The organism is Rhizobium sp. WYCCWR10014 (assembly GCF_001657485.1).
Lineage (GTDB): Bacteria > Pseudomonadota > Alphaproteobacteria > Rhizobiales > Rhizobiaceae > Rhizobium.
This window is the reverse complement of sequence record NZ_LXFU01000024.1, coordinates 371543-391768: the sequence shown is the minus strand read 5'-3', so window position 1 is coordinate 391768 and position 20226 is coordinate 371543. Positions and strand designations below refer to the sequence as shown.

Annotated in this window: 19 protein-coding genes; 9 read left to right on the top strand and 10 right to left on the bottom strand. The window is 61.5% G+C overall.

What is annotated here, in order from left to right:
- Positions 1-244: 244 nt before the first annotated feature.
- Complete coding sequence (locus tag A6U98_RS04795) at positions 245-961, bottom strand: HAD family hydrolase (RefSeq protein WP_197496344.1); 717 nt, start codon at positions 959-961, stop codon at positions 245-247.
- A gap of 225 nt (positions 962-1186) precedes the next feature.
- On the opposite strand from A6U98_RS04795, the gene rpiA reads away from it, so the two are divergent.
- From rpiA to A6U98_RS04780, 3 genes are all read left to right on the top strand, one after another.
- Positions 1187-1885: a ribose-5-phosphate isomerase RpiA gene (gene rpiA / locus A6U98_RS04790; RefSeq protein ID WP_003540249.1), complete on the top strand. Its 699-nt coding sequence runs from the start codon at positions 1187-1189 to the stop codon at positions 1883-1885.
- Positions 1886-1900: 15 nt separating this feature from the next.
- Complete coding sequence (locus A6U98_RS04785; protein ID WP_064648295.1) at positions 1901-2464, top strand: DUF2059 domain-containing protein; 564 nt, start codon at positions 1901-1903, stop codon at positions 2462-2464.
- 97 nt (positions 2465-2561) lie between these two features.
- Positions 2562-2846 (top strand): acylphosphatase, encoded by a 285-nt coding sequence (locus A6U98_RS04780; RefSeq protein ID WP_064648319.1) that lies wholly within the window; start codon positions 2562-2564, stop codon positions 2844-2846.
- 57 nt (positions 2847-2903) lie between these two features.
- Here the strand turns inward: A6U98_RS04780 and A6U98_RS04775 are convergent, their stop codons facing one another.
- Positions 2904-3116 (bottom strand): hypothetical protein, encoded by a 213-nt coding sequence (locus tag A6U98_RS04775; RefSeq protein WP_064648318.1) that lies wholly within the window; start codon positions 3114-3116, stop codon positions 2904-2906.
- A gap of 292 nt (positions 3117-3408) precedes the next feature.
- Between A6U98_RS04775 and gor the strand changes: the two genes are divergently transcribed.
- Complete coding sequence (gene gor, locus A6U98_RS04770) at positions 3409-4794, top strand: glutathione-disulfide reductase (RefSeq protein ID WP_064648294.1); 1386 nt, start codon at positions 3409-3411, stop codon at positions 4792-4794.
- A 19-nt stretch (positions 4795-4813) separates the two neighbouring features.
- Here the strand turns inward: gor and A6U98_RS04765 are convergent, their stop codons facing one another.
- Complete coding sequence (locus tag A6U98_RS04765; protein ID WP_064648293.1) at positions 4814-6103, bottom strand: vWA domain-containing protein; 1290 nt, start codon at positions 6101-6103, stop codon at positions 4814-4816.
- A 217-nt stretch (positions 6104-6320) separates the two neighbouring features.
- Between A6U98_RS04765 and A6U98_RS04760 the strand changes: the two genes are divergently transcribed.
- On the top strand, positions 6321-7694 hold the full coding sequence (locus A6U98_RS04760) for a 3-deoxy-7-phosphoheptulonate synthase class II (RefSeq protein ID WP_064648292.1): 1374 nt from the start codon (positions 6321-6323) through the stop codon (positions 7692-7694).
- Positions 7695-7920: 226 nt separating this feature from the next.
- Here A6U98_RS04760 and A6U98_RS04755 read toward each other — a convergent pair whose 3' ends face one another.
- The 3 genes from A6U98_RS04755 to A6U98_RS04745 form a co-directional block, all read right to left on the bottom strand.
- On the bottom strand, positions 7921-9762 hold the full coding sequence (locus tag A6U98_RS04755; protein ID WP_064648291.1) for an ABC transporter ATP-binding protein: 1842 nt from the start codon (positions 9760-9762) through the stop codon (positions 7921-7923).
- Between the two features lie 195 nt (positions 9763-9957).
- Positions 9958-11688 carry a pilus assembly protein TadG-related protein gene (locus A6U98_RS04750; protein ID WP_082933843.1) on the bottom strand — a complete coding sequence of 577 codons (1731 nt, stop codon included), beginning with the start codon at positions 11686-11688 and terminating at the stop codon, positions 9958-9960.
- A gap of 7 nt (positions 11689-11695) precedes the next feature.
- On the bottom strand, positions 11696-12118 hold the full coding sequence (locus A6U98_RS04745) for a TadE/TadG family type IV pilus assembly protein (protein WP_018242263.1): 423 nt from the start codon (positions 12116-12118) through the stop codon (positions 11696-11698).
- A gap of 70 nt (positions 12119-12188) precedes the next feature.
- Here A6U98_RS04745 and A6U98_RS36635 point away from each other — a divergent pair, with 70 nt between their 5' ends.
- Together A6U98_RS36635 and A6U98_RS04740 are read left to right on the top strand one after the other, a co-directional pair.
- A complete protein-coding gene (locus tag A6U98_RS36635; protein WP_156667811.1) occupies positions 12189-12488 on the top strand; it encodes a hypothetical protein in 300 nt (99 codons plus the stop codon).
- On the top strand, positions 12485-12883 hold the full coding sequence (locus tag A6U98_RS04740) for a GFA family protein (RefSeq protein WP_064648289.1): 399 nt from the start codon (positions 12485-12487) through the stop codon (positions 12881-12883). Before A6U98_RS36635 ends, A6U98_RS04740 begins: the two co-directional genes overlap by 4 nt.
- Here the strand turns inward: A6U98_RS04740 and A6U98_RS04735 are convergent.
- Positions 12880-13410, bottom strand: coding sequence for a DUF1003 domain-containing protein (locus A6U98_RS04735; RefSeq protein WP_064648288.1), 531 nt, complete (start codon positions 13408-13410; stop codon positions 12880-12882). The two genes, A6U98_RS04740 and A6U98_RS04735, sit on opposite strands and share 4 nt — an antisense overlap.
- 192 nt (positions 13411-13602) lie before the next feature.
- On the opposite strand from A6U98_RS04735, the gene A6U98_RS04730 reads away from it, so the two are divergent.
- The gene (locus tag A6U98_RS04730; protein WP_064648287.1) at positions 13603-15282 is read left to right on the top strand and encodes an NAD+ synthase; all 1680 of its coding nucleotides are present in this window, start codon (positions 13603-13605) and stop codon (positions 15280-15282) included.
- 80 nt (positions 15283-15362) lie between these two features.
- Positions 15363-16190, top strand: coding sequence for a TolB family protein (locus tag A6U98_RS04725; RefSeq protein ID WP_064648286.1), 828 nt, complete (start codon positions 15363-15365; stop codon positions 16188-16190).
- Here A6U98_RS04725 and A6U98_RS04720 read toward each other — a convergent pair.
- From A6U98_RS04720 to A6U98_RS04710, 3 genes are all read right to left on the bottom strand, one after another.
- The gene (locus A6U98_RS04720; RefSeq protein ID WP_064648285.1) at positions 16187-17248 is read right to left on the bottom strand and encodes a 3-deoxy-7-phosphoheptulonate synthase; all 1062 of its coding nucleotides are present in this window, start codon (positions 17246-17248) and stop codon (positions 16187-16189) included. The genes A6U98_RS04725 and A6U98_RS04720 overlap by 4 nt on opposite strands.
- A gap of 353 nt (positions 17249-17601) precedes the next feature.
- Positions 17602-18183, bottom strand: a complete 582-nt coding sequence (locus A6U98_RS04715) for a hypothetical protein (protein WP_064648284.1) — start codon at positions 18181-18183, stop codon at positions 17602-17604.
- Between the two features lie 59 nt (positions 18184-18242).
- Positions 18243-20117 (bottom strand): HAMP domain-containing methyl-accepting chemotaxis protein, encoded by a 1875-nt coding sequence (locus A6U98_RS04710; protein ID WP_064648283.1) that lies wholly within the window; start codon positions 20115-20117, stop codon positions 18243-18245.
- Positions 20118-20226 lie beyond the last annotated feature (109 nt).

Genomic DNA, 20226 nt, shown 5'->3' with positions numbered 1-20226 from the left:
ACTCACCATCCTCAACGCCATCATCAGGGACGGACGACCATGGCAAACCGCTTGACAAACAAGACAGTCGCTCTCCCCGCTGGGTAGAAGGGACGTTGCGGAGACGCCTCGCTTCTGATCAAACTGTTTCGTGCGGTTGCAGCCGTGCCGCTAGTTCCCCTCTTCTCCCCAGCGGGGAGAAGGTGGCCCGAAGGGTCGGATGAGGGGGCCGCGATCGCAAAGACATACGGCTGATCGCCAAACTTCAGACGGCAACCTTCTCCGCATATTCCTGTAGCAGCCTATCTACCAGCTGCGGCGTCAGCTCATCGAAATGGGTAATGATAACATCCGGATCGAGGCTCGAAACCGGTACGTCAGAATAGCCGAACGGCACGGCGATCGATGGTACGCCGGCGTTTCTCGCAACGGCGATGTCGTTGACACTGTCGCCGATCATCACGGTGCGGGCGATGTCGCCGCCGGCGCGTTCGATGGTGCCGGTGAGGTGGCGGGCGTCGGGCTTGCGGTATTCGAAGCTGTCGCCGCCGGTGATGGCGTCGAAATATCGGGTGAGGTCGAGCTTGCCGAGCAGGCCGAGCGCCAGGCTCTCCATCTTGTTGGTGCAGACGGCGAGGCGGTAACCCCGGGATTTCAGCCGGTCCATCGCGGCGACCAGGCCGGGATAAGGTTCAGTCCGGCCGGGCATGTTGCCGGCATAATGGGCGACGAAACGCTCGACCAGCGACGGCAGGGCGTCGCTTTCGAGCGGATGGCCGCGCAGCCGGCAGGCGCGCTCGATCATGACGCGCGCACCCTGGCCGACGAGGTGGGTGAGGTCGTCGTAGCTGACCGGTGCGAGGTCAAGGGCCGCGATCGTATGGTTCAAGCTCTCGACGAGATCTACGTGGGTATCGAGAAGGGTGCCGTCGAGATCGAAGACGACGAGCGCCGGGCGAGCGGGAACAGGGGTCAAGGGCATGTCTCTTTGAGCGATGGTCGTCTTGAGGAGCGATGGATCGTCCTAGGGAACGATGGATCGTCCCTGAGGTAGGCGATCACGCGGCGGAAAGCAACGTCAGGCAATGGCCGGGAAGGCTGCAGGCCTCTGTTTCGGCTTTTCATTTTCCGTGATGATTTTGACTTTCGTTTGCCAGGCGAGCCGTGTAAACAGCACATCCAACGCAATATCAGGAGCTGGCGGCGCATGGATGCCCGCGAAATGAAGATCAAGGCCGCCGAGGCCGCACTCGCCCATGTGGAAAGCGGGATGCGTCTCGGGATCGGCACCGGCAGCACGGCGGAGGAATTCGTTCGCCTGCTGGCGGAGAAGGTCGCGGGCGGCTTCAGGGTCGAAGGCGTACCGACGTCCGAACGAACCGCGCGGCTCTGCGTCGAACTCGGCGTGCCGCTGAAGTCGCTCGACGAACTGCCGGCACTCGACCTGACGATCGATGGCGCCGACGAGGTCGATCAGGCGCTCAGGTTGATCAAGGGCGGCGGTGGCGCATTGTTGCGCGAAAAGATCGTTGCGGCCGCCTCCGAGCGAATGATCGTCATTGCCGACGAGAGCAAGCTGGTGGAAACGCTCGGCGCCTTCGCGCTGCCGATCGAGGTCAATCCGTTCGGGCTCGTCTCGACGCGGATTGCGATCGAAAAGGTGGCGGCACGGCTCGGTCTTTCCGGTGAACTCGATCTGCGCCAGTCGGGTGACGGAGAGTTTACCACGGATGGCGGCCATCACATCATCGATGCATCTTTTGGCCGCATTCCTGATGCAGAGGCGCTTTCGAGCGAGCTGAATTCCATACCCGGCGTCGTTGAACACGGGCTCTTTATCAATATGGCGGCACTTGCGATCATTGCCGGTCCTGCGGGTGCGCGCACGCTGCAGGCAAACAGATAACAGGAGCATATACTCATGATGAACATTGCAGGTCTTGGCCGTCTCGCCGCTGCGTCCGTCGTTCTTTCCGGGCTTGCCTTCGGCTCCGCCGTCAAGGCGCAGGAAGTCTCCGAGGACCAGCTGAAGGCGTCTCGCGCGGCGATCGACGCCATTGGCGCCACTGCCCAGTTCGACAACATTCTGCCCGGGCTCGCCGAGCGTCTGAAGGCCGGCCTGATCCAGGATTCGCCGAACTACCAGGACATCATTTCGTCGACGGTCGACGCGCAGGCGCTGGCGCTGGCGCCGCGCCGCGGCGATCTGGAGAAGGAGGCGGCACTCACCTATGCCAAGACCTTCACCGTCGATGAGCTGAAGGCGATCGCCGACTTCTATAATTCCGACGTCGGCAAGAAGCTGCTCCGCGACGGTCCGGTCGCCTCGCGCGAGACGGCGAAGGCTGCCGACATCTGGGCGCAGGGCATTTCCCGCGACCTGGAAAAGCAGAGCAACGCCGAGCTTTCCAAGGTCATCAAGGCGCCGCCGCCGGCAACCGACAGCCCGACCGCGCCGGCTCCGGCACCGGCCGCCCAGCAGTAAGGCCTGCCCCATCAAATTTGCGAAAGCCCGGCATCGTCCGGGCTTTTTTGCTATGATGCGGTAAATGCCGCCGGCGAGGCTTCAGGTGACTGCAGACATGTCCGATCACGGTAGGGCCGTCCGAGTGCGGATATCCGGCAAGGTCCAGGGTGTCGGTTTTCGCTATTGGACGCGCGATGAGGCGGTACGGCTCGGTTTGACGGGCTGGGTTCGCAATGAAGAGGACGGGGCCGTCGTTGCTGTGATCGCAGGGCCGGACAGCGCCATTTCGACGATGATCGAGCGTTTCGGGCGCGGGCCTTCAGGGGCGTCTGTTTCAAACGTCGAGACGGAAGCAACCCAGCTTGAGAAGAACCCGACGGATTTCCGGATTGCCCGCTGACAGCGCCAATCTCTAAGCATATGCAATTGGCAACGCATGTGCGCCGCAACTCAGCCCCTACGGGTTCGGGTTTTTTGCAAGTTGCCATTCACCCGTCTCATCCGGCTCTACGCGCTTGTTGCCACGATAGAAGATCGGCAGCCTCGTCTTTTTGTCGATCGAGAAGCGGCTCGGCGTGTATTTTTCATTCTCATGGCCTTGAATGGCGAGGCCCAGCGCTTCCTTGAATTTGCCAGCCTTGCACAGGTTGCTGAAGAGAGTTTGATCCATCTTTTGCTCCGCCATTCTTTTCCATCCCACGGATTGCCTGCCAGCCTCGGCCGACCGGGTCAACCGTAAACGGTGACTGGTCAACCGAAGAAGGTGACCGGGTCACCGAAGACGGTGACTGGGGTCAACCGCAGACGGTGACTGGGTCAACCGGAGACGGTGACTGGGGTCAGCCCTTTACAATGAAGATTCGGCGACGGGAACGGGATGACGCTGGAGCGGGCTTTTGTTTTCATGACGATCGCCCCTATATCAGGAAGATCCTTCCTGCGATTCCCTTCCGGAGCTTCTCATGTCTTCCTACGACTACGACCTCTTCGTCATCGGCGGCGGTTCCGGAGGCGTGCGCGGCGCACGTGTCGCCGCCTCGCTCGGCAAGAAAGTGGCTATCGCCGAGGAGTATCGCTACGGCGGCACCTGCGTCATCCGCGGCTGCGTGCCGAAGAAACTCTTCGTCTATGCTTCGCAGTTCCACGAGCATTTCGAGGATGCGGCGGGTTTCGGCTGGACAGTCGGCGAAAGCAGCTTCGACTGGAAGAAGCTGGTGGCGGCCAAGGATGTTGAAATCGCCCGTCTGGAAGGCCTCTACAAGAAAGGTCTCGCCGGCGCCAATGCCGAGATCTTGGAAACGCGCGCGGAACTCGTCGATGCCCATACGGTCCGGCTGCTGAAGACCGGTCAGACGGTGACGGCAAAGACGATCGTGATCGCCACCGGCGGACGGCCGAACCCGCATGCAGCCCTTCCCGGTCACGAGCTCTGCATCTCCTCCAACGAGGCCTTTCATCTCGAGGAGTTGCCGAAATCGATCGTGATATCAGGCGGCGGCTATATCGCCGTCGAGTTCGCCAATATCTTCCATGGCCTCGGCGTCGAGACGACGCTGATCTATCGCGGCGCCGAAATCCTGTCGCGCTTCGACGAGGATCTGAGGCGCGGGCTGCACGAGGCGATGGTCGCCAAGGGTATCCGCATCCTCTGCCACGACACGCTGCAGAAGGTTTCGAAGGGTGCGGACGGGCTCATTATGGAGACGCTGAACAACGGCACGCTGCAAGCCGGTGTCGTCATGCTGGCGCTCGGGCGCGATCCGAACACCGAAGGCCTCGGCCTCGAGGCGGCCGGCGTTGCGGTCGACGAGCGCGGCGCCGTTATCGTCGATGAATATTCCCGCACCAATGTCGAAAACATCTATGCGCTCGGCGATGTCACCAACCGGGTACAGCTGACACCGGTGGCGATCCACGAGGCGATGTGCTTCATCGAGACCGAGTACAAGAACAATCCGACCCGGCCGGACTACGAGCTGATCCCGACCGCCGTGTTCTCGCAGCCTGAGATCGGCACTGTCGGCTTTTCGGAAGAGGAGGCCGGCAAGCGTTATTCCGAACTCGAAGTCTATCGCGCCCAGTTCCGGCCGCTGAAGGCCACGCTTTCCGGCCGGGCCGAGCGGATGATCATGAAGCTGATCGTCGATGCGGTGAGCCGCAAGGTGGTCGGCGCCCATATCCTCGGCCACGATGCCGGCGAGATGGCGCAACTGCTCGGCATCACGTTGAAGGCCGGCTGCACCAAGGACGATTTCGACCGGACGATGGCGCTGCACCCGACGGCGGCTGAAGAGCTCGTCACCATGTATGCGCCGAGCTATCGGATCCGCGACGGCAAGCGGATTTAACCCGTGCCTCTAAGCCCACTTAGCTGGTGATGCGGGGCGCGCGGATGACCTTGAGGAAGAGTTCCTTCATCGCTTCGGTGATGCCTTGGGTCATCGACACCTCGAAATAAAGGCCGGGCGAGGCGCATTCCTGCATCTTCGTGGGGATCTCGTTCTGGAAGGGCCTGATCCAGTCTTTGTACCAGTTGTTCTTCGGCAGCGGCAGATAGGTGGTGTAGAGCACCGCAACTCTGATTCCCTTGTTCTTCAGCGGCTGGCAGAAAGACGTGTCGATCGGCTCCTGGCAGCGTTTGCCGGTGAGTTTCTTCGTGCAGCCCTGTGGCTTTTCGCTGTCGCCGACACCGTCCGAAACGAAGAACAAGATCTTTTGAGGTGTCGCGGAGGTGCTGCCATCGCCGGGGGTGGTGATGATGGTTTTCATCTGATCCAGCGCGCTATCGAAGCTCGTCTGCTGGTCGTTGTTGTAGCCCTGCCTCGGGATGGTCATCAGGTCGACGGCATCGGTATAGGTACGCACCTGATCAAGATCGTCCGTTGGGTTGGATATGGTCGTCAACTTTGCGTCTTCGGCCTTGGTGCCGAAGGTGTAGACGCCCATGCGGAACTGATTGTCGGAAACACGCGTCGTCTTGGCGGTTTGCGTCAATTCTTTGGTCGCCTGACGCACGACGTCGATGCGCATACTGACGCCCAGCTTCTTGGCGAGATTGTAGTAATTGTTTTTGTTCTCGGTTTCGTGGCAGGCAAAGGCGCAGGTGTCGCTGGTGTTCTTTTCCATGGTCGCGACGTCGTTGGCCGTTGCGCCGACACCCATCGAGGGGGTGTTGTCGAGCAGGATGTAGAAATCCATGAAGGTGGCGGTCTGGTATTCGGCCGTGGCCGTGCCGGAGATCGTGACCGTGTCCCGGCCGAGGATGCGCATGAAGGTGGTGGGCATGGTGGCGCTGAAGGAGACCAGCGAATTCACCTTGTTGGCGGTCTTGGTGACATCGATGCCAAGATCGACATGAACGTCGGTCAGCTCGCCGGACATCTGCGACGTAAAAATGTTGCGCGCGTCGTCCTTGCCGAGCGAGATCGTGCCGTCGCCACTCATTTTCATCGCGGCGGCGACGGCGCCGGATTTTTCAGAGATCGCGCCGACGGCGGCGGCATCGGCAGCGGCGTAGAGCTGTGTCCTCAGGCTGAGCGCGTGGGCGAAATCCACCGCCATGCCGGCCGCACCGAAGAGAGGCACCACCAACAGCGCCGTCATGATGCCGAAATTGCCCGAGCGGTCCGATATGAAACCGGGCGGAAGGATCGCCATGCTATGTCCCCGACATTGAAACTCTTTCCGTTCTACATTGAAAGTCTAAAATATGGGGAAATCGACATGGTATATGGCGGTTTAACCAGATAAGGCGGGCGGCGGCGGTGAGGCGACAACTGTCGGCGAATGGTCTTTGCAAGCCGGGTCTAAAGGTCTATAAGCCGCCGCATATTGAGGGCATCCTGAGGTATGGATGTGAGAACAGGTGAGTGAGATGGCAGACAATTGGACCCCGAGCAGCTGGCGGCAAAAACCGATCCTGCAGGTTCCCGAATATCCCGACGCAGCCGCTTTGGCGGCAACGGAAGCCACGCTCGCCAGCTATCCGCCGCTCGTCTTTGCAGGTGAAGCGCGCCGCCTGAAGAAACATCTCGCCAATGTCGCCGAAGGCAACGGTTTTCTGCTGCAGGGCGGCGATTGCGCCGAGAGCTTCGCCGAACATGGCGCTGACAACATCCGCGACTTCTTCCGCGCCTTCCTGCAGATGGCCGTGGTGTTGACCTTCGGCGCGCAGCTGCCGGTCGTCAAGGTCGGCCGCATCGCCGGCCAGTTCGCCAAGCCGCGTTCGTCGAATGTCGAGAAGCAGGGCGACGTGACGCTGCCGGCCTATCGTGGCGATATCATCAACGGCATCGAATTCACCGAGGAGTCGCGCATTCCGAACCCGGAACGCCAGGCCATGGCCTATCGCCAGTCGGCTGCGACGCTGAACCTGCTGCGCGCCTTCGCGATGGGCGGTTATGCCAATCTCGAAAACGTGCATCAGTGGATGCTCGGCTTCGTCAAGGACAGCCCGCAGGGCGAGCGCTACCGCAAGCTTGCCGACCGCATCAGCGAAACCATGGATTTCATGAAGGCGATCGGCATCACCTCGGAAAACCATCCGAGCCTGCGCGAGACCGATTTCTTCACCAGCCACGAGGCGCTGCTGCTCGGCTACGAGGAGGCGCTGACTCGCGTGGATTCCACGTCGGGCGACTGGTATGCAACGTCGGGCCACATGATCTGGATCGGCGACCGCACGCGCCAGGCCGACCATGCGCATGTCGAATATTGCCGCGGCATCAAGAACCCGATCGGCCTGAAATGTGGCCCGTCGCTGCAGGCCGACGACTTGCTGCAATTGATCGACATCCTGAATCCTGCCAACGAGGCCGGGCGCCTGACGCTGATCTGCCGTTTCGGCCATGAGAAGGTCGCCGAAAGCCTGCCGAAGCTCATTCGCGCCGTCGAGCGCGAGGGCCGAAAGGTCGTCTGGTCCTGCGATCCGATGCACGGCAACACGATCACGCTCAACAACTACAAGACTCGTCCCTTCGAGCGGATCCTGTCGGAGGTCGAAAGCTTCTTTCAGATCCACCGCGCCGAAGGCTCGCATCCCGGCGGCATCCATATCGAGATGACCGGCAAGGACGTGACCGAGTGCACCGGCGGCGCCCGCGCCGTCTCCGCAGAAGATCTGCAGGACCGCTACCACACCCATTGCGATCCGCGCCTCAACGCCGACCAGGCGCTCGAACTCGCTTTCCTGCTTGCCGAACGCATGAAGGGCGGCCGCGACGAAAAGCGGATGGTCGCCAACGGCTGAGGCTGGGTCGAAACAGATGACGAAAAGCCCGGCTCGCCCGGGCTTTTTGTTGGCAGGCTTTGCTCTTTACTCGGCGTCATCCTCGGCCTCGTGCCGAGGATCTGCTGCGCCGGCTGCAGATGCTCGGGACAAGCCCGAGCATGACGAAAGAGGAGTTGGCCGACTTTGTCGGCGGTCTAAGCCCGGCGTGATTGCCGGGCTTTTTTGTTGCCGGTAGACCAAGCGCTCATATGCTGGCCTGGACGCTGTGCAGATTGGCGTAGACGCCGTCTTGCGCCATGAGCTCATCATGGGTGCCCTGTTCGACGATGCCATCAGCCGTCAGGACCAAGATGCGGTCGGCATGGCGGACAGTCGACAGGCGGTGGGCGATGACCAGTGTGGTTCGGCCGTTCGCCAGGCTGAGCAGTGCCTGCTGCACAGCCCGTTCGCTCTCGTTGTCGAGCGCGCTGGTCGCCTCGTCGAAGATCAGGATCTCCGGATTCTTGAGGAAGGCGCGGGCGATGGTGATGCGCTGGCGCTGGCCGCCCGAGAGCTTGACGCCGCGTTGGCCGATATCGGTGTCATAGCCATGGGGCAGGGCGCTGATGAAGTCGTGCGCATTGGCGGCGCGCGCGGCCGCCTCCAGTTCGGGATCGCTGGCGTCGGGCCGGCCGTAGCGCAGGTTTTCCGCCACCGTACCGGCAAACAGGTAGACATCCTGCTGCACCACCCCGACATGGCGCCGGAGCGAGGCCAGCGTCACATCGCGGATGTCGATGCCATCGATCTGGATCGCCCCGGCCTCGACATCGTAGAAACGCGGTATCAGCGCGCAAAGCGTGCTCTTGCCGACCCCTGACGGGCCGACCAGGGCGACGAACTCCCCGGGAGCGATGGTGAGCGACAGCTGCTCGAGCACCCGCGGGCCATCGGCCTCATAACCGAAGGCGACGTTGGAAAAACTGATCTCGCCCCTTGGCGCCGGCATCGGACCCGCCGCCGGCCGATCGGTGATATCGGGGGCGATCTCGAGGATCTCCATGGCCCTGACAAAGCCGGTATAGCCCTCCTGCCAGAGGCGCACGAAGTTGGCGAGCCGCTGCACCGGATCGACCAGCACGGCGACGCAGAGCAGGAAGGTCAGCATATCAGGCACGGTCAGCTCCGCTGACAGGATGCGCAGGCCGCCGACGATGATCACCAATATGGTGACGAGCTGGGCGAAGGTTTCGGTGCCGACCGAAAACCAGGCTTCGCTGCGGTAACCCTCGGCGCGGCTTTGCAGGAAGCGCCGGTTCTGCTCGGCGAAGCGTTCCTTCTCCAGCGCCTCGTTGGCGAAGGACTGGACGACGCGGATGCCCGCAATAGCGTCCTCGACGCGCTCGTTGACGGCAGCGATCTGCCGTTTGCTGGCTTCGAGCGCGCGGTTCATGTGCCGGTTGAAATAGAGCGCATAGGCCACCGCCACCGGGGTGAGCAGCAGGATCAGGGCTGCCAGTGGCGGATCGATGAAGAACAGCACCAGCATGGCGCCACCATATTTCAGCACGGCGATGGAAAGATCCTCGGGGCCATGATGAAAGAGCTCGCCCAGCCACAGGCTGTCATTGGTGATGCGGCTCATCAGCTGGCCGGTGCGCTGGCGGTCGTAGAAGCTGAACGAGAGCTTCTGGCAATGCTCGAAGAGTTCCTGCCGCACCGTTGCTTCGATGCGGGCGCCCATCACGTGGCCGCGATAATCGACGAAGAAGATAGCGACGATCTGGACCGCCAGAACGGCCAACATGACGCCGCCCATCGCCAGGATCTGTGCAAGGGCCTGCGGCGCGTCGGGCAGAGCCAGAAGGCGGCTCGTGACGACGTTGGCGCAGAGCGGCAGGGCGACTGCCGTGCCGGCGACCAGGATGGCGCACAGCAGATCCGCCAGCAGCAAAGGCAGGTGCGGACGGTAGTAGGAGAGGAATTTGCGCATGCGCGACCAGCGCCGCTCGCGGACGGCGGCGGCATTCGGGTGGTCGCGGAAGAGGTTCGGAGACGGGTTACGACGTCGCGAGTTTTTCCTCGCGCGGGAGAACGGAATGTTCATGAAGCTGAATGTCCTTGTGGGGGATGTTTCCTTTCTGTTTGGACAGGGTCGCTCTCATGTCAGTCTCCCGAGGATGAATTGAGCTGTTAGTATCGCCGACAACCGCGCCGGATTCAATGCAGCGATGGGAGGAGGCCGGCGGGTGTTGTCGACGGGCAACAGCTTCCCGGCGCAATTTCGGGCCAAGCAGGGGCTTTATTGCACCAGCACCGATTGCTGGCAGCGCACATCGGTGACGCGCACGTCGGCTTCGCCGACCTTGACGCCGAGTAGCGTCAGGAGGTTGAAGAGCAACTCGTCGAGCGGCTTGGTCAGCCCCGTAAGCGTATCGGCGACGGCGCTCTGCACCACCGATTTCGACAGGCCGATGCCGAGGCCGAGAATGCTGACCTGGATATCCGTCTCCTTGACCAGCGACGCCATGGCCGAGGTCAGGGTGTCCTTGGTCGAGACGTTCTTGATGGTCTTTGCCGCGATGTCGGCCGGCTGGAAGGTGAGCTTGCTCTTGCTGAGATTAGTCACGTTGACATGGGCGAGGCCCGAGACACTGAGCAGAATCGCGTCGATCAGCTTGGCACGGGTGACGCGTGGCGGACTGTCGAAATTGACGAAGGCTTTGGGGTCGACGTCGCCGAGCGACAGTTCGGCGACGCCGGGTACCACATCGACGCCAACGCTCGCGTTTTTGGCGCCGCCGCCGAGACAGGTGATGGTCGCGAGCCTGGCCTCGGCATGGGCGACCTCGAGGTAGAGAGGCACGCGTACCTTCAGCCCGGCGAGGGAATTGGTCCCGAGCACCGACACTTCGAGCGCCAGGCGCACCTGCGCCGTGCGGACGGTGGCGCCAACGGCGCCGATCCCGTTCGAGGCCGCACCCTTCGGCATCTCGCCGATCGCAAGCGTCAGCTTCACCGTGGCAAGCCCGGGCACGGAGCCGCCGAGATTGGCGGCGACCTGCTTCTCCTGGTTGGCCGCAACGGCTGCCGCCGAGACAATATCCATCACGCTCGCCTCGGCCGAGAGCTGTGAGCCGCTGCCGATGACGCGCTCGCCGATCGGGCCGAGGTTGAAGAGATCCTCGAGCTTGATCTTGACCTGCGTCGTGCCGAGCGCCTTTTCGATCGTGTTGAGCGCATTGGTGACGGTGGGCGTGAGGCCGCCTGTCTTGCCGAGCGTCTTCAAGAGCCTGGGATAGGAGATGTCGGTTGCCAGCAGATCGTCATAGGTGCCGGCGGTGAGGTTGAGATCGGTCGCCAGCATGTCGAGGAAGGGGAGCAGCTTGATATCGGCTGATGTTAGCGCCTCGTAATCGGCCACCTTCAGCGAGAGGCTCGTGCCGAGCAGACTGCCGAGCAGCGCGTTCAGCACGCCGCCATTGAGGCTTGCCAGCCGTGAGCCGATCGAGAAGGCAGCAAGCTTTGAGGCCGAGGCTGTGCCGACCGCCCTGAGGTTGGGAGCGGTGGCAAAGGCAGTGGCGAAGATCAGCTCCGCCTTCTGGGTGATGCCGACCTTGACGGCGTCGTAGGGTTGGGCGCCGGCGGCAAAACGGCTGCCGAGCGGCACCGAGGCATCGGCGAGATAGGTGCCGGGAGTGAATTCGGCGACAGCGTCGAATTGCTTGAGATCAGCCGTTGCCGGCAGCGCGCCCTTCTTCGTCGCATAACCCGTGTCGGTGCGGACGGCAATGTTGAGGCCGTTTTGGTCGAAATTGGTGACGAGATTGTCGGCGGCGTGGCTGATGTCGGCGGCGGCGACGATGGCGCCGATATCGCTCAGCTGCTGCAGGCGGCGCTGCTGCAGCGTCATCATGCCGTAGTCGACGCCGAGGCCGAGGGAATAGAGGATGAGTGGGGCTGAGATCGCTGCCATGATGGCGATATTGCCTGATGCATCGGCGGCGAAGCGGCTCAGGCGGGCCCTGAACATCGGCATCTCACAGGCCTCCCATCCGGATGGTCGCGAAGCGCCGGATCATGTGGTCGGGCAGGGGAAAGGTGTAGAGGTTCCAGATCGGCAGATTGACGGTGTCATATTCCGCCGTCACGGTGAACTGGTTCGCATTGCCGGGGTCCGTGGTAACTGTGACATGCAGCTTGCTCTTTTCGAGCAGCGGATGGTCGATGGTCGACTGGCTGATGAAATCATTGACCAGCTGCGATCGCTCCTGGCTGGTCATGCCGGCAACGGCGGTGCGCGCGGCATCGGCGGTCAGCTGCTGCACCGCATGGGATGCGCTCAGATAGATGCCGTAGGCGATCATCGTCAGGACCACCAGAAGGAAAAGCGGCGCGACGATGGCGAATTCGATTGCTGCGGCGCCACGTTCGTTCGAAGGGAAACGTTGGAAAATTCTCATTTTTCACCTCGCAAGCTGACCGTGCAAGTATCGATCAACGGTTGTGACTCTAGAGCCGCAGAGGTTAATTTTGGATTATCTAATAAACGTTTTGGATGTATTAGATTATTATTATATTCCTTTTGTTTTGTTAGAAAATAGCATTTTATTGAGGAATTTTCCTTGTGCTGCAACCTGTGGTGTGTTTCCGCGTTGGCTGGGGAGATGCGCGCATAAGGAAATGCTACTTCCTGCTCCGCGCCGAAGTGTTGGCGTGATTGGCACAGGGCCGCCGGCCTTCAAGATTCCTGATGGTTCGTTCAGGGAAATGGATTTGACGCCGGAGCAGATCGGCGGCAACGTTCCCTTGGAAACAGCGGGGCGACGATGACCGAACAGCATACAGGCGGCTGCCTTTGCGGCGCCGTGCGATTTTCAAGTGCGGCAAAGCCCGGGCCTGTCGTCGGCTGCCATTGCTCGCAATGCCGCCGGCAGACGGGGCTTTACTACGCGGCGGTCAACGTGGCGCGCGCGGCTCTTTCGGTGGAAGGCGCTGAAGCGGTCCGCTGGTACAGGTCAAGCGAGGAGGCGCGACGCGGCTTCTGCTCGAATTGCGGCTCGGCGCTGTTCTGGCAGGCGGACGGATCGGCGGAGATTTCGGTGATGGCCGGCGCCTTCGACGAGCCGAGCGGCCTTGCCTTCGGCCATCACATCTACTGCGCCGACAAGGGCGATTTCTACGAGATATCGGACGGCCTGCCGCAATATGCGGTGAATCCGGTTTAGCTTTTCGCGGCCAGCGCTGCTGTGAGGCGGGCCACGTCCTCGCGCAGCGCCGTCAGCTCGGTCAGCACGCTCATATCGATCTTCTGGTGCAGGGAGAGCACCTCAAGCTCGGCCTTGAGATTGACCTCGTAATCCTTGGCGGCCTCGAAGCGGTCGCGCTCGGCCTGCCGGTTCTGCGACATCATGATGATCGGCGCCTGGATGGCGGCGATCATCGACAGGATCAGATTCAGAAAAATGAAGGGGTATGGGTCGAAGGGATTCGCCACCAGACCGATGGTGTTCATCAGTGTCCAGACGGCGAGAAAGGCGAGGAAGGCGAGTATGAAGGACCAGGAGCCGCCGACGCGGGCGATGCCATCGGCAATACGCTCGCCGAAGGATGACTCTGCTGATAAGGCGGCGTTGACGTCGGTCGAGATGACCTTGCGTTGGTGCGCTTTCGCCAGCACTCGCTTTTCGACGTCGCCGAGCTCGTCGGCCGGTTTGTCGAAATGATGGTGCACGAAGTCCGAAAGATTAGACATTGCCTGTTTCCGATACCGGTTATCGATGCGGTCGCTTTCGGCGCCAGTATTCCGCTCCGGAGGCAAATTGCAATGCGTATCAGTGCCGCGCGGGGGCACGCGAGATCCGTTCACAAAAATTTCGTCGTCGCGAGGTGCCGCTTTCGGCCCGAACGTGTTGCGGTCGTGAAAGCTGCAGGCTAAATAAATGACATGACACAGGAAAACGCCCTTTCTGATATCTTCCGCATCGCCATCGGTCAGCTCAACCCGACGGTCGGCGATGTCGCCGGCAATCTGGCCAAGGCGCGTGAGGCGCGCGCCGATGCTGCCCGGGAGGGCGCGCATCTGCTCGTCCTGACCGAGCTTTTCATCTCCGGTTATCCGCCTGAAGATTTGGTGCTGAAGCCGGCCTTCATCCGCGCCTGCTGGAAGGCGGTCGAGAATCTCGCGGCCGATACCACCGATGGCGGGCCGGGCGTCATTATCGGCTTTCCCCGGCAGGACGAGACCGGGCGCTACAATTCGGTCGCCGTGCTCGACGGCGGCAAAGTGATCGCGGTGCGCGACAAGATCGACCTGCCGAATTACGGCGAGTTCGACGAGAAGCGCGTCTTCGACCAGGGCGCCATGCCAGGGCCGGTGAATTTCCGCGGCGTACGCATCGGCATTCCGATCTGCGAGGATATCTGGGGCGATCTCGGCGTCTGCGAGACGCTGGCCGAAAGCGGGGCCGAGATCCTGCTGTCGCCGAATGGTTCGCCCTATTATCGCGGCAAGGTCGATATTCGCCATCAGGTGGTGCTGAAGCAGGTAATCGAGACCGGCCTGCCGCTGATCTATGCCGCCCAGCTCGGCGGCCAGGACGAACTCGTCTTCGACGGAGCGAGTTTCGCTTTCAATGCCGATAAATCACTCGCCTTCCAGATGAGCCAGTTCGAGACGGCACTTGCTGTAACGACATGGAAGCGCGGCGAAAACGGCTGGCACTGCGCCGAAGGGCCGATGGCGCGTATTCCAGAGCGCGAGGAAGCCGATTATCGCGCCTGCCTGCTCGGCTTCCGCGACTACGTCAACAAGAACGGCTTCAAGACGGTGGTGCTCGGCCTTTCCGGCGGCATCGACTCGGCGATCTGCGCGGCGATCGCCGTCGACGCGCTGGGCGAAGAGCGGGTACGCACGGTCATGCTGCCCTACCGCTACACCTCGGAGGATTCGCTGAAGGATGCGGCCGATTGCGCCAAGGCGCTTGGCTGCCGCTATGATATCGTGCCGATCGAACCGCCGGTGACGGGCTTCAGCAGTGCACTGTCCAGCCTTTTCGAAGGCACGGACAGCGGCATCACCGAAGAGAACCTGCAGAGCCGGGCGCGCGGCGTCATCCTGATGGCGATCTCCAACAAGTTCGGCTCGATGGTGGTGACGACCGGCAACAAGTCGGAAATGTCGGTCGGCTACGCCACGCTCTACGGCGACATGAATGGCGGCTTCAACCCGATCAAGGATCTCTACAAGATGCAGGTCTATGCGCTTTCCCGCTGGCGCAATGAAAACGTGCCGCCGGGCGCGCTGGGGCCGTCGGGCGAGGTGATCCCGCAGAATATCATCGACAAGGCGCCTTCGGCCGAGCTTCGTCCCGACCAGAAGGACCAGGATTCGCTGCCGCCCTATCCCGTTCTCGACGATATCCTTGAATGCCTGGTGGAAAAGGAAATGGCGGTCGAGGAGATCGTCGCGCGCGGCCATGATGTTGGGACCGTCCACCGGGTCGAGCACCTGCTCTATCTCGCCGAATACAAGCGCCGGCAATCGGCGCCTGGGGTAAAGATCACCAAGAAGAATTTCGGCCGCGACCGGCGCTATCCGATCACCAATCGTTTCAGGGATCGCTGACGCAATTGAGATCGCTGACGCAATCGAGATCGCTGACGCAATCGAGATCGCTGACGGCATCAAGCTTTTCGGGAGGAATCATGCGCAGCTCGGTTGAGATCTACAATGTCAGGACGGGCAGGGCCCGCGAGGTCTGGCAGACGGACAAGCTGGTGGAGGCGCCGAATTTCTCGCCGGATGGTTCCTACCTGCTCTTGAACGGCGACGGGCTGCTTTACCGGTTGCCGCTCGATGGCGGCGAGGTGGTCAAGGTCGATACCGGCTTTGCCGTCAACTGCAACAATGATCACGGCATTTCGCCCGATGGCACTGAGATCGTCATTTCCGACAAGACCGAATTCGGCAAGTCGGCGATCTATATCCTGCCGATCGAAGGCGGCACGCCGAGGCTGATCACCGAGAACCTGCCATCCTACTGGCATGGCTGGTCGCCGGACGGGCGCCAGCTCGCCTATTGCGGCATCCGCGACGACCTCTTCGATATCTACACCATCTCCGTCGACGGCGGCACCGAGACGCGGCTGACGCATGGCGAGGGCCGCAATGACGGACCGGATTATTCCGCCGACGGGCAATGGATCTATTTCAATTCCAGCCGTACCGGGCTGATGCAGATCTGGCGCGTCCATCCCGACGGCACGGGTCTCCAGCAGGTGACATCAGACGATTACGGCAACTGGTTCGCCCATCCGTCGCCCAACAACGACACGGTGCTGCTCCTATCCTACGACCCATCGGTGTTCGACCATCCGCGCGACCTCGACGTGCGGCTGCGGCTGATGGACATGGATGGCGGCAATCTGAGGACGCTGTTCGAACTCTTCGGAGGGCAGGGCACGATCAACGTGCCCTGCTGGTCTCCTGACGGCGAAGAATTCGCCTATGTCCGCTATTTCCCGGCGGCTTAAGCGCGGGTCTGGCGGCGCTCGCGGGCAGACTTTGCCAGGTCTTCCAGTACCGCGACCGACATGTCCCAGTCGATGCAGCCGTCGGTGATGGACTGGCCATAGACCAGCGGCTTGCCGGGAACGAGGTCCTGGCGGCCGGCAACGAGGTTACTTTCGATCATCATGCCCTTGATGTCGCTGTTGCCGGCGGCAATCTGCGCGGCCACGGATTTGACCACGAGCGGCTGGTTCATCGGATCCTTGCCGCTGTTGGCATGGCTGGCATCAATCAGGATGCGCGGGGCGACGCCGAGCTTGACGGCTTCGCCGGTCACCGCTTCGACGTCGGCCGCTTCATAGTTCGGCCGCTTGCCGCCGCGCAGGATGATGTGGCAGTCCTCATTGCCCGTCGTCGAGGCGATTGCCGCCTGGCCTTCCTTGGTCACCGCCGGGAAGTGATGCGGCTGCGAGGCGGCGAGGATGGCATCCAGCGCCACACGCACGCCGCCGTCGGTGCCGTTCTTGAAGCCGATCGGGCAGGAGAGGCCCGAGGCGAGCTGCCGGTGGATCTGGCTTTCGGTCGTGCGCGCGCCGATCGCGCCCCAGCTGACGAGATCAGCAATATATTGCGGCGTGATCGTGTCGAGGAATTCGACGCCGGCGGGAACGCCCATCGCATTGATGTCGAGCAGCAGGCGTCTGGCAATCCTCAACCCCTCTTCGATGCGGTAGCTACCGTCGAGATGTGGGTCGTTTATCAGGCCCTTCCAGCCGACCGTCGTGCGGGGCTTTTCGAAATAAACGCGCATGACGATCTCGAGATCGTCGGCGAAGCGGCGTCGCTGTTCCTCCAGCCGTGCGGCATATTCCCGAGCCGCAACGGGGTCATGGATGGAGCAGGGGCCGATGACGACGACCAGGCGATCGTCCTCGCCCTGAAGAATTCTGTGAATCTCGCCACGATTGCTGGTCACGGTCTCGGTGACAACAGCGTCGCGGTGGATTTCCGCGAGGATATCGGCGGGTTTGGTGAGGGGTATGATCTCGAGGATACGCAGATCATCAATGGTGTCGGACACGGGGTATGCTCCTGTTTGGTCATACCTGCGCGGAACAAAAAAAGCCGCCAGGTAGACTAGCGGCTGTTCGGGTTGTCGTCGCGTCGAATTCAGTTACGCATGGACCCGCGTCCGCTGTGAGCAGCGGTACCAATAAAATCGCGAGGCGTAGGTTGAGGTGATCGACATGCGGCGTATGTAGCGTCACGCTCGGGCATTGTCACGCAGAATTTGCTGCCTGAAAAGCTGACGCTCTTGCGGGGACAGACCCTCTGAGGAAGGCATGTCGCACTCGATCTGTTTATGCATATCGCCCGAACCGTGCATGCTCCGGGCGATATCGTTTTCACTGCTTTGGAATGTCGTTGCTGAGATCAGAGAGCGTCGACGTTCACACCGACGGTGATGGCGCCGATCGGCGTTCCCTTGTCGTCGGAAATCGTCACGCTTGCCTGCGACTGCAGCGTCTGGGTCGACTCATCCTTTTCGATCTCGTCGACGAAGACGGCGTCCTTGCCGGCGCCGAAGGACTTCTGGAACTTGGCCTCATCGCCCTGCCAGTAGTCGGATGTGATGTCGCTTTGACCGACGTCCAGACCCTTTGCATCCATGACGAAGATTTCCGTGATCTTGCCGCCGGAAGCCTCCTTCTTTCCTTGAAGGAATTTCGACAGGGCATTGTTAAGCACACCGTCGATCATCGAGTGGTCGGAGCCATCGACTTCGGCACGCCACTTCTTGTCGAGGGCGTCGATATCGGCAGCGCTGAGATTGGCGTTGGCAGTGTTCTGCGCCTTGATAGCCTCGATGATGGCGGGGTCGTTAAGCCAGGGCTTGACGTCGCTTGTTACGTAGTCGGAGATCGGGGCAAGCTGTGCATCCTGTGCCGTGGATACGCCCATGGGCATGGCAAATGCGGTGCAGGCCAAAAGAAATGCGGGCACGATTTTCTTCATAGTGTTTCCTTCCTGATTATGGGTTGCTGCGGCATAAGGCTTATTGAACGAGGATGACGTTAGAACTCCTCCCAGGCACCGGGAGCAGCGGCAACGGCAGCATTTCCTGCATGTCGCTGCACGAAGGCTCTCGGCTCGGGACGAGATTGGCGGGTGGGTTGAACGGCTTTGGGCTGGCTGGCCGCAGACGCGCCGACGATGAACCTGCCGGCAGAGTCCTGCAGCAGGCGTCCTTGCGACAGCAGTTCGTGGCAGGCTGCGTTGGTTTCCTCGACCATCGCCGCGTTCTGCTGTGTCGTCTGATCCATCTGGTTGATCGCGCCGTTGATTTCCTGCAGACCCGTCGCCTGTTCGCGATAGGACTGGACGATGGAAGCGATACTGTCGCTGATGCGGTTGATCTGCTCCTCGATCTTCAGCAAGGCGTCGCCGGTTTCGTTCACCAACCCGACGCCCGCGGCAACTTCCTGACCGGACACATTGATCAGGTTCTTGATTTCCTTGGCTGCATTTGCAGACCGCTGGGCGAGCTCACGCACCTCCTGCGCAACAACCGCAAAACCCTTGCCGGCCTCGCCGGCGCGCGCCGCCTCGACGCCGGCGTTCAACGCCAGCAGGTTCGTCTGAAAGGCGATTTCGTCGATGACGCCGATAATGCGGCCGATCTGGCTCGACGAGGTTTGAATCCGGTCCATGGCCCCGATCGCATCACGCACCACCGTCGCCGAGATATGGGCGCTCCGCTTTGTCTCCTCGACCAACTGCCCGGCATTTTCTGCCCGTTGCGACGATGTCCTGACCGTCGTGGTCACCTCATCCAGTGCCGCAGCGGTCTGTTCCAATGCTGCTGCCTGTTGCTCGGTCCGCCTGGCGAGTTGATCCGCGGAGGTCGCCAGCTCGCTCGAGCCGGTTTCAACCGCCACGGAAGCGGTCTTGATCTCTGTCAGCGCGGCCGCGACCGCATCGACCATGTTGTTGAAATCCTGCCGCAATTTATCGAATTCTGGACCGAGATCGGCCAGGTGTATCGAGAAGTCGCCGGCGGCGAGCCCTTCCAATGCATTTGCGAGAGCGTTCATGACCAGCCGTTGCGTGTTGCTGGCCTCTTCGGTCAACAATGCGTTGCGCGCCCGTTCGGCGTCGAGCGAAGCGCTCTGCTCGGCAGCGGCCTGCTCTCTCTCGACTTTCGCAATCGCCTCGTGACGGAAAACTTCCAATGCACGCGCCAGAAAGCCGATCTCGTCGCCATTTTCCCTGTAGGTGACGGGAGAGACCAGATCGCCTTTCTGCAACGCGCTAATTCTCTCGCTGATTACCCTGATGGGCCGGCCAACGAGGCTGCGCATGGCGAGAAGGAAGGCGATGACGGCCAAGGCGGTGATCGCGGACTGCGTGAGCAGCGAAACGAGAACCTTCTGCCTGACTTCGGAAGCGATTTTTTCGACAGACCAGTTCGTGACGATGTAACCGGTGGCCTTGCCTGCCTTATCCAACGGAAGCGGCGCGATGATCGTGACCACGCCGGCGGATGTTCCGCTATCATCGACAGTCGTCTTTTCCGGTTTCGCGCTGAGACGCTTCGCCAGATCGGCGGGTGCAGGCAAACCGTTGATGCCGTCGCGTGTCCACGCATCGACGGATGCTGGTTCCGCGTTGAATGCGGCAAACTGTACAAGATCAAGTGAAGGGTCGTCGCGGTAGAGGGAGTAAGCCTCGCGAACGGCATTCGCTTTCCCCCATTTCACGCCGCCCGCGGCCAGAGATGCAAACTGCTCCGCATCCTTGGACCAGTTCGCTTTGGCGCCATCGATCAAGGCCCGGGTTTCGTACATCCAGGTATAGGTGGCGAAAGCGGAAATGCCGCAGAGATTGACGGCAACGATAATCGCCGCCAGCTTGGCTGTCAGAGGCATCGTTTTCAAAAATTGGAACATTCCGCGGCGGCCTAGAATTGCGGCTCAGTCGGACATGTTCCCGACCGGCGTATCAATACGGGCATCGACGCCGACGGTCACATCACGAGCGCTCATGCCCATGTCCTGA

Excerpts from the sequence above, each read along its gene's own strand:
- A6U98_RS04765 (WP_064648293.1), bottom strand. The coding sequence starts at position 6,103 with ATGGCGATCCTTCCGCCCGGTTTCATATCGGACCGCTCGGGCAATTTC.
- A6U98_RS04785 (WP_064648295.1), top strand. The coding sequence starts at position 1,901 with ATGATGAACATTGCAGGTCTTGGCCGTCTCGCCGCTGCGTCCGTCGTT.
- rpiA (WP_003540249.1), top strand. The coding sequence starts at position 1,187 with ATGGATGCCCGCGAAATGAAGATCAAGGCCGCCGAGGCCGCACTCGCC.
- A6U98_RS04730 (WP_064648287.1), top strand. The coding sequence starts at position 13,603 with ATGACACAGGAAAACGCCCTTTCTGATATCTTCCGCATCGCCATCGGT.
- A6U98_RS04750 (WP_082933843.1), bottom strand. The coding sequence starts at position 11,688 with ATGTTCAGGGCCCGCCTGAGCCGCTTCGCCGCCGATGCATCAGGCAAT.
- A6U98_RS04760 (WP_064648292.1), top strand. The coding sequence starts at position 6,321 with ATGGCAGACAATTGGACCCCGAGCAGCTGGCGGCAAAAACCGATCCTG.
- A6U98_RS04740 (WP_064648289.1), top strand. The coding sequence starts at position 12,485 with ATGACCGAACAGCATACAGGCGGCTGCCTTTGCGGCGCCGTGCGATTT.
- A6U98_RS04715 (WP_064648284.1), bottom strand. The coding sequence starts at position 18,183 with ATGAAGAAAATCGTGCCCGCATTTCTTTTGGCCTGCACCGCATTTGCC.
- A6U98_RS04710 (WP_064648283.1), bottom strand. The coding sequence starts at position 20,117 with ATGTTCCAATTTTTGAAAACGATGCCTCTGACAGCCAAGCTGGCGGCG.
- A6U98_RS04780 (WP_064648319.1), top strand. The coding sequence starts at position 2,562 with ATGTCCGATCACGGTAGGGCCGTCCGAGTGCGGATATCCGGCAAGGTC.
- A6U98_RS04775 (WP_064648318.1), bottom strand. The coding sequence starts at position 3,116 with ATGGATCAAACTCTCTTCAGCAACCTGTGCAAGGCTGGCAAATTCAAG.
- gor (WP_064648294.1), top strand. The coding sequence starts at position 3,409 with ATGTCTTCCTACGACTACGACCTCTTCGTCATCGGCGGCGGTTCCGGA.
- A6U98_RS04755 (WP_064648291.1), bottom strand. The coding sequence starts at position 9,762 with ATGAACATTCCGTTCTCCCGCGCGAGGAAAAACTCGCGACGTCGTAAC.
- A6U98_RS04745 (WP_018242263.1), bottom strand. The coding sequence starts at position 12,118 with ATGAGAATTTTCCAACGTTTCCCTTCGAACGAACGTGGCGCCGCAGCA.
- A6U98_RS04725 (WP_064648286.1), top strand. The coding sequence starts at position 15,363 with ATGCGCAGCTCGGTTGAGATCTACAATGTCAGGACGGGCAGGGCCCGC.
- A6U98_RS04735 (WP_064648288.1), bottom strand. The coding sequence starts at position 13,410 with ATGTCTAATCTTTCGGACTTCGTGCACCATCATTTCGACAAACCGGCC.
- A6U98_RS04795 (WP_197496344.1), bottom strand. The coding sequence starts at position 961 with ATGCCCTTGACCCCTGTTCCCGCTCGCCCGGCGCTCGTCGTCTTCGAT.